The sequence below is a fragment of the Vibrio sp. 10N.286.52.C3 genome (genome assembly GCF_041468865.1).
GTDB lineage: Bacteria > Pseudomonadota > Gammaproteobacteria > Enterobacterales > Vibrionaceae > Vibrio > Vibrio crassostreae_C.
This window is the reverse complement of the sequence record NZ_JBFRJM010000085.1, coordinates 1-525: the sequence shown is the minus strand read 5'-3', so window position 1 is coordinate 525 and position 525 is coordinate 1. Positions and strand designations below refer to the sequence as shown.

The window sequence follows — 525 nt, the reverse complement described above, 5'->3', positions numbered from 1 at the left end:
GTGGGTAGTTTAACCTTTCGGGGAGGACGCTCACCACTTTGTGGTTCATGACTGGGGTGAAGTCGTAACAAGGTAGCCCTAGGGGAACCTGGGGCTGGATCACCTCCTTATACGAAGATATCTTTGATGAGTACCCACACAGATTGATTAGGTTTAGAAAAGTTAAGAGTAACCTATGTCCCGTTCGTCTAGAGGCCTAGGACACCGCCCTTTCACGGCGGTAACAGGGGTTCGACTCCCCTACGGGATACCATCTTTAAGCACATTTATTTAAGTGTTTTTAAAAATGGTTCATTTTATTGAATCAAGCTCTTTAACAATTTGGAAAGCTGACTGATTGATTTACTTACGAGTAATTCAATCAAATTTAAAAGTTCTCAATGTTTATCTGCTCTTATTTAATAAGAACGGTATAAACACAACAAACACATTCAAGTGTCTTGGCTTTTTGTCTTCACTTTTTAAAAGTGGAAATAAAGAGTGATTCAAACTTAGTTTGAATCGAAATTGAGTCCGGCAAACAGT

General features: G+C 39.4%; 1 tRNA gene and 1 rRNA gene. Both read left to right on the top strand.

Annotation, left to right across the window (positions count from 1 at the left end):
* Positions 1 to 110 (top strand): 16S ribosomal RNA (locus AB4138_RS22800); the annotation flags it as partial.
* 67 nt (positions 111 to 177) lie between these two features.
* Positions 178 to 253, top strand: a tRNA-Glu gene (locus tag AB4138_RS22795).
* Positions 254 to 525 lie beyond the last annotated feature (272 nt).